Origin of the sequence: Streptomyces sp. NRRL B-24572 (genome assembly GCF_002156145.1) — a bacterium.
GTDB classification, from domain to species: Bacteria; Actinomycetota; Actinomycetes; order Streptomycetales; family Streptomycetaceae; genus Streptomyces; species Streptomyces vietnamensis.
The window spans coordinates 1-7,640 of the sequence record NZ_MWIG01000583.1 but is presented as its reverse complement, the minus strand read 5'-3'; the positions used below and the strand labels follow the sequence as shown (position 1 = coordinate 7,640).

Here is a 7,640-nt window from a genome sequence, read left to right as displayed (position 1 = left end):
CCGGGCAGGCCCGCGCCCGCGGTGACGCAGCAGATCAAGGGCCTGGGCGGCTGTCGATCGAACGCCTTTCCGTATGACGAAGAGGGGATCTACATCACGGGCCCGATCGTGTCATGATGCGCTTGGGACGCGCGCGAAGAAGCACGCCTCCCGAGGGGACCGGAGCTCCCGTGGCGCCCAGCGCTCGCGGTGGAGCGGACCGCTACCCGGTAGCACGTATCGAGGAGACAGAAATGTCCACCTTCCCCGATGCCTCCGGAGCCGGATCGGTCGTCGACGCACCGAACCTCGACTTCGCGGGCACGACGCCGTACGAGGACTACGTCCAGGCGGACGTCCTCACCCACCTCCAGCACCTCCGCTCGGACGACCCCGGCGAGATGGTCTTCCTGGTCACCACCCAGGTCATGGAGCTGTGGTTCACGGTGATCGTCCACGAGTGGGAGACCGCGAGCCGCGCCCTGCGCGAGGACCGCGTCCCCGTCGCGATGGACGCGCTCAAGCGCTCCGTGCGCGAGCTGGAGGCGCTCAACCACTCCTGGCGTCCGCTCGCCCAGCTCACCCCCGGCCAGTTCAACGCCTACCGGGCGGCGCTCGGCGAGGGCTCCGGCTTCCAGTCGGCGATGTACCGGCGGATGGAGTTCCTGCTCGGCGAGAAGTCCGCGTCCATGCTCGTCCCGCACCGGGGCGCGCCCCGCGTCCACGCCGAGCTGGAGAAGGCGCTGCACGAGCCGAGCCTGTACGACGAGGTCCTCGGGCTGCTCGCCCGGCGCGGCCTGCCCGTCCCGGCCTCGGTCCTCGGCCGTGACCTGGCGCAGCGGTACGAGCCCTCGCCCGAGGTCGAGGCGGTCTGGGCCGGGATCTACGCGGACGCCGACCAGAACGGCGAGCTCGTCCGGCTCGGCGAGGCCCTCAGCGACGTCGCCGAACTGGTCTGGCGCTGGCGCAACGACCACCTGGTCGCAACCCGGCGCGCGATGGGCGCGAAGACCGGCACCGGCGGCTCCGCCGGCGTGGCCTGGCTGGAGAAGCGGGCCCAGAAGAACGTGTTCCCCGAGCTCTGGACGGCCCGCAGCCATGTCTGAGTCGTACGAGAAGGAGGCGGCGCGTCCTGACGCGGCCGACGACCTCCTGAAGCGGGCCGCCGAGCTCGACGCCGCCGACGCACTGGCCGGGCACCGCGCGAAGTTCGCCCTCGACGAGGGGACCGTCTACCTCGACGGCAACTCGCTCGGCGCGCTGCCCGCGCACGTCCCGGCCCGCATGGCCGACGTCATCACCCGCGAGTGGGGCGAGCTGCGCATCCGCTCCTGGGACGAGTCCGGCTGGTGGACCGCGCCCGAGCGGATCGGCGACCGGATCGCCCCGATCGTGGGCGCCGCCCCGGGGCAGATCGTGGTCGGCGACTCGACGAGCGTGAACGTCTTCAAGGCGGTCGTCGCCGCCGCCCGGATCAGCGGTGACGACCGGCACGAGATCCTCGTCGACGCGACGACCTTTCCCACGGACGGGTACATCGCGCAGTCCGCGGCGCGGATGACGGGTCACGAGATCGTGGCATGCGACCCGGCCGACATGGCGGCCGCGGTGAGCGACCGCACGGCCCTCGCGCTCGTCAACCACGTCGACTACCGCACGGGCCGGCTCCAGGACCTGCCCGGGCTCACCGCCGCGCTCCACGCGGCGGGCGCGCTCGCCGTCTGGGACCTGTGCCACAGCGCGGGCGCCCTGCCCGTCGGCCTGGACGCGCACGGGGTCGACCTGGCCGTCGGCTGCACCTACAAGTACCTGAACGGCGGCCCCGGCTCGCCCGCGTACCTGTACGTCGCCGAGCGCCACCAGGCCGCCTTCGACTCGCCGCTGCCCGGCTGGAACTCGCACACGGACCCGTTCGCGATGACCCCCGGCTACGAGGCGGCGCCGGGCGCGCTCAAGGGCCGGGTCGGCACGCCCGACATCCTCTCCATGCTGGCCCTGGAAGCGGCGCTCGACGTCTGGGACGGGGTCGCGATCGAGGACGTGCGGGCCAAGTCCCTCGCCCTGACGGACTTCTTCCTGGAGTGCGTGCGGGCGTACGTCCCCGAGGGCCGGGTCACCTCCGTGACCCCCGGGGAGCACGGCGAGCGCGGCAGCCAGGTGGCGCTGCGCTGCGCGGACGCGCCCGCCGTCATGACCGAGCTGATCAAGCGCGGGATCGTCGGGGACCTGCGCCGTCCGGACGTCCTGCGGTTCGGCTTCACGCCGCTGTACGTGGGCTTCGCGGACGCGGAGCGGGCGGCGAGGGTCCTCGCGGAGGTTCTCCGGTAGCCCTGATCTCGTCGGATGATCGCCTGATCTGCGGGGGTTCCGGTGCTGGTACCGTCCCCGCAGGTCAGGCCAATTCGGCCGCGTACCCGAGAGGTTGGAACAGCATGCCGGACCCCGCCGCGCGCGATGCCGCCGAAGAGGCGTCGGCCTTCTCGCACCCGGCCGTCGCCCCGGACGCCACCGCCGCGTACGGCGACCACCCGGACCAGGTGGTCGACTTCTACGCCCCGCGCGACGGGCGCACCCGGGCGCCGCTCGTCGTCGCCCTGCACGGCGGCGCCTGGCGGGCCCCGTACGACCGGCAGCACCTGACCCCGTTCGTGGACTTCCTGGCCCGCCGGGGCTTCGCCGTGGCGAGCGTCGAGTACCGGCGCGGCCCCGGCCTCCCCCACCAGGGCGGTACGGCTCCGGTGGCGGGGCGCTGGCCGGAGACCTTCGACGACGTGGCGGCCGCCCTGGACGCCGTACCGGACCTGGCCGCCGCGCACCTCCCGCAGGCCGACCCGCGGCGGACCGTCCTCACCGGCCACTCGGCGGGCGGCCACCTCGCGCTGTGGGCCGCCGCCCGGCACGTCCTGCCGGCGGACGCGCCCTGGCGCCTGCCGGCCCCGCCGGAGCTGCGCGGGGTCGTCGCCCTCGCCCCGATCTCCCACTTCGCGCGGGCGGTGGAGCTCGGGGTGTGCGGCGGCGCGGTCACGGAACTCCTGGGCGGCGAGGCGAAGTACGAGGAACGGGCCGCCTCCACGGACCCGTCCGTCCTCCTCCCGACCGGCATCGCGACCACCGTCGTCCAGGGCCGCGAGGACATCGTCGTCCCGTACGCCGTGGCCGAGGCGTACGCGGAGGCGGCGGCGAAGGCGGGCGAGGAGGTCGGCCTCACGCTCCTGGAGGGGATCGGTCACTTCCCGCTGATCGACCCGGCGGCGGACGCGTGCGCGGTGGTGGCGGAGGAGATCGCCCAGCTGGCCTGGTGAGCGGCCGGAATCCCCGGGCTTCCCGTACAACCCTTCGAATCGATCACGAGTCTGATCAAGCACGCACTGCCGTGCCCGAATCAGACTCGTGGGGGTTTCACCTTGCAGCTCCGCTCCACCGGCACCCGTCTCACCACGGCTGTCACGGTCGTCCTCGCCGTCACCGCCCTCGGTGCCGGCACCCTGGCCACCGCCCCGGCAGCCTTCGCGGCGACGCCGGCCGCCGTCGCGGCCCCGGCCGAGACGGCGGACACCGCCCTTCCCGTCTACCCGGAAGGCAGCGACTTCGGGGGCGCGGCCACCTCCGGCTTCCTCACCTACTCCTTCGCCCAGGACGGGACGAGGAACCTGCTGTGGACGCCGTACGACGGCAGCGCCCCGATCCCGCTCCAGGACCCCAAGGGCTGGTCCGTGGGGGCCGGTGACGTGGTCGTCCTCGGCGACGCCGGCTGGACCGCCAATTTCCGTTCGATCACCCTGCGGAACATGGCCGACCCCACCGCCCCCGTCGCCTCCATCGACCTCGGCGCGCTGAACGGCAACTACGTGGCCGTGCTGAGCCCGACCAGCGTCCTCGCGCAGATCACGAACGCCGACGGCACGGCGGAACTGCACGTCGTGACCAAGGACGGCGCCACGACGACCAGCAGCAAGATCGCGGGCCTGCCTGCGGACGCCACCGACTTCTTCGGCTCGCAGGCCAAGGACGGCCAGGTCTTCGTCGGGTACGAGACGGGGCCGGCGGACAAGCGGGTCGGCGGCCGGGCCATGATCGACGTGGCGGCCGGGACGGTCACCGCGACGTACGCCGCTCCCGAGTCCGGGTACGGCTTCGGCGGTCTGGGCTTCTCCGCCTCGCACGTGACCTGGTTCGGCTACAAGTCCGGTACCGGCGACTACATCACGTCCGTCGACCGCAAGACGGGCGAGCAGAAAGAGACCGTCCTGGGCGCCCACGACGGTGAGTGGTACAGCACGCTCGTGGGCGAGTGGCTGGTCTACGGCAACGCCGATCACCCCGCCAAGGCCCGCAACCTGACCAGTGACGAGACCGTCGACCTCGGCGTCTCGGCCTCGCGCGGGAGTTCCGCGACCGACGGCACCGCGGTGCTGCTCGGCAGCCGGGCCGTGGACGGCGACGGCCTGTTCCGCCTCGTGGCCGGTGCGGAAGGCGCCCCGACCGTCACCAAGGTCGCCGAGGTCGGGAAGACGGCGGAGCCGGAGCCCCAGCAGCCGCTGGAGATCCAGCAGGTCGACGTCCCCGACGCGGTGAACCTCGACCAGACCGGCGGCAAGACGACCCTGGGCTGGACGCTGTCGCGTGCCGACGCCGTCGTGGACGTCACCCTCACGCACACCGCCACCGGCAAGGAGTTCAGGAAGCGCCTGGCCGCCCCCGCGAGCGGCACGCTGTTCTCCTTCGACTGGGACGGCGTCATCGCCGGGGTCGACGCGCCGAACGGCACGTACGCGGTGGAGGCCGAGGCGACACTGGCCGACGGCACCGGCGAGCCCGCCTACCAGGGCTGGCTCATGAACGTCACCCGCACCGCCAACCCGCACGACTACACCAACAACGGTTCCACCGACGTCCTGGCCCGGGACGCCGCCGGCGTGCTGTGGCGCGACGACCTGCGGGACCGCCCGGTGGACGGCCAGATCAGGACCGCCCAGCGCACCAAGGTGGGCTCGGGCTGGGGCACGTACAAGCAGATCGAGGCCGTCGGCAACATCTCGGGCAACTCGGTCGGCGACCTGATCGCCCTCGACGGCACCGGCGTGCTGTGGCAGTACCAGGGCAAGGGCGACGGCACCTTCGCCACCCGCGTCAAGATCGGCTCCGGCTGGGGCGGCTACAACAAGCTCACCGGCGGCTCCGACCTCAACGGCGACGGCCGCGCCGACCTCCTCGCCACGGACGCCTCCGGCGTGCTGTGGTTCTACAAGGGCACCGGCAGCGCCACCGCCCCCTTCGCCACCCGCGTGAAGGTCGGCTCCGGCTGGGGCGTCTACAACCAGCTCACCGCCGTCGGCAACATCGCCGGCACGGCCGCCGGGGACCTGGTCGCCCGCGACACCTCCGGCGTCCTGTGGCTCTACCAGGGCAACGGCTCCGGCGGCTTCACCACCCGGGTGAAGGTCGGCTCCGGCTGGGGTGCCTTCTCCCAGCTCGTCGGCGCCGGCGACGTGAACGCCGACGGGCGCCCGGACCTGATCGCGTACGGGACGGGCGGCACGTACGTCTACAAGCCCACCGGCTCGGCCACGGCGCCGTTCGCGCGCCTGACGACGAACCTGTACGCGGGCGAGGGCACCAAGTTCAACAGCGTCGCCTGAGGCCCGCTCTAGTCCTCAAGGGGGACCCGGAAGGATCCGCATCCAGCGGGACGACCGGGTCCCCCGCCGCCCGTACCGTCTTCGGTGTGACCCAGACACAGTCCTCCGAGACGAGCCGCAGCCCCGAGTTCCGCCTGGTGCAGGTGGCGCTCGGTGGCCTGCGCCAGGAACTCTTCCACGACGCCTTCGCCTACCGGCCGCTGCCGCGCATGGACGTGGAGAGCGGCCCGACGCGCTTCCTTCCGGCGCGGATACGGGTGTACGCAGGTCTGCTGCCGCACGCGGCCGTCACGTTCATGGCGGCGATCGTCTTCCTCATCGGGTTCGCACGCTACAGCGGCGGTATCGGCCCGATCGGGCTCGTGGCCACGCTCGCGCCGGCCGCGATCGTGATGCTCACCCTGGTCCGGCCCGTCCTCGCCTTCTGGGCCTCGCTCGCGACGACACCGTTCGTGGGGTACGAGGGCGGCTGGCCCTGGGCGGCGAACTCGCTCGCCGCCCATCTGGTGGTCCTCCTCGTCGTCGCCGCCCGCTCCCGGCCCCGTACGGCCGTGTGGATGTGGCTGGTGACGGCGGGCTACTGCCTCTTCGCCGAGATGTTCCTCGGGATCGGCACGAGCTCCGACTCGGTCCCGCTGCTGTTCGTCGCGGCCCTCGTCCTCCTCACCGTCACCGTCTTCCAGGTCCGCCGCCAGGCGACCCGCGAGGTCACCGCCCAGCAGACCGTCACCCTCCAGGAGATCTCCAAGCGGACCGTCCTGGAGGAGCGGACGACCATCGCCCGCGAGCTGCACGACGTCGTCGCCCACCACATGTCGGTGGTCGCCATCCAGGCGGAGGCCGCGCCCTACCGGGTGGAGAACCCGCCGCCGGAGCTGGAGCAGGCGTTCCTCACGATCCGGGAGAACGCCGTCGCCGCGCTGACCGAGCTGCGCCGCATCCTCGGGGTCGTACGGGCCGAGGACTACGAGGCGCCCGACGCCCCGCAGCCGACCCTCGGCGACCTGGACACGCTCGTCGACAACGTCCGCGAGGCCGGGCTCGACGTGGAGAAGACGGTGACCGGCGCGGTGCGCGAGCTGCCGCAGGGCGTGGAGCTCTCCGCGTACCGGATCGTCCAGGAGGCCCTCTCGAACGTCCTGCGGCACGCCCCGGGCGCCGCCGCGAAGGTCGAGGTCAGTTATGTCCTGGGCGGTCTCGGCCTACGGATCGCCAACGGCCCCGCGCGCGGCCTCGTGCAGCCTTCCCCGGGCGCCGGCCACGGCATCACCGGCATGCGGGAGCGTGTGACGATGCTGGGCGGGCAGATGACGGCCGGGGCGACCGAGGACGGTGGGTACGAGGTGGCGGCCTTCGTCCCCGTCAGCCGTGAAGAGAGCCGTGAGGAGCCGCAGTCGTGATCCGCGTACTGATCGTCGACGACCAGATGATGGTCCGTGAGGGTTTCTCCGTGCTGCTCGGCGCGATGCCGGACATCGAGGTCGTCGGCGAGGCGGTCAACGGCCGGGAGGCGATCGAGCAGGTCGCCGCCCTCCACCCCGACGTGGTCCTCATGGACATCCGGATGCCCGAGCTGAACGGCATCGAGGCCACCCGGGAGATCGTCGCCGCCGACGCGGACGCGAAGGTGCTCGTCCTGACGACCTTCGACCTCGACGAGTACGTGTACCAGGCGCTGCGCGCCGGGGCCTCCGGCTTCCTCCTCAAGGACGCCTCGGCCCGGCAGCTCGCCGAGGGCGTGCGGGTCGTCGCGTCCGGCGAGGCGCTGCTCGCGCCGACCGTCACGAGGCGGCTGATCACCGAGTTCGCGAAGGCGCCGGGGACGTCTCCGCGCCCGCCGGCGATGGCGCAGATCGGGGAGCTGACCGAGCGGGAGACGGAGGTCCTCGTCCTCATCGCGCAGGGCCTGTCGAACGCCGAGATCGCCGGCCACCTCGTCGTCGCCGAGTCGACGATCAAGACGCACGTCAGCCGCATCCTGGTGAAACTGGGCCTGCGTCCGGTCGCAGGCCCAGTTTCACC

6 protein-coding genes are annotated in these 7,640 nt (G+C 72.7%); all 6 read left to right on the top strand.

Translation table 11 applies throughout. The features are described 5' to 3' along the window. Positions 1–233: 233 nt before the first annotated feature. Positions 234–1,085 carry a tryptophan 2,3-dioxygenase gene (locus CCN56_RS30555; RefSeq protein WP_086831174.1) on the top strand — a complete coding sequence of 284 codons (852 nt, stop codon included), beginning with the start codon at positions 234–236 and terminating at the stop codon, positions 1,083–1,085. Beyond that, positions 1,078–2,307: a kynureninase gene (gene kynU, locus CCN56_RS30550; protein ID WP_086831173.1), complete on the top strand. Its 1,230-nt coding sequence runs from the start codon at positions 1,078–1,080 to the stop codon at positions 2,305–2,307. The genes CCN56_RS30555 and kynU overlap by 8 nt, the downstream gene beginning before the upstream one ends. A 104-nt stretch (positions 2,308–2,411) precedes the next feature. Next, positions 2,412–3,281: an alpha/beta hydrolase gene (locus CCN56_RS30545; protein WP_086831172.1), complete on the top strand. Its 870-nt coding sequence runs from the start codon at positions 2,412–2,414 to the stop codon at positions 3,279–3,281. A gap of 102 nt (positions 3,282–3,383) precedes the next feature. Continuing rightward, positions 3,384–5,618: a VCBS repeat-containing protein gene (locus CCN56_RS30540; RefSeq protein WP_086831171.1), complete on the top strand. Its 2,235-nt coding sequence runs from the start codon at positions 3,384–3,386 to the stop codon at positions 5,616–5,618. An 86-nt stretch (positions 5,619–5,704) separates the two neighbouring features. Beyond that, positions 5,705–7,018 carry a sensor histidine kinase gene (locus CCN56_RS30535; protein ID WP_086831170.1) on the top strand — a complete coding sequence of 438 codons (1,314 nt, stop codon included), beginning with the start codon at positions 5,705–5,707 and terminating at the stop codon, positions 7,016–7,018. A 26-nt stretch (positions 7,019–7,044) separates the two neighbouring features. After that, positions 7,045–7,640: response regulator transcription factor (locus CCN56_RS30530; RefSeq protein ID WP_256962255.1), on the top strand; the 596-nt coding region annotated here is incomplete at its 3' end.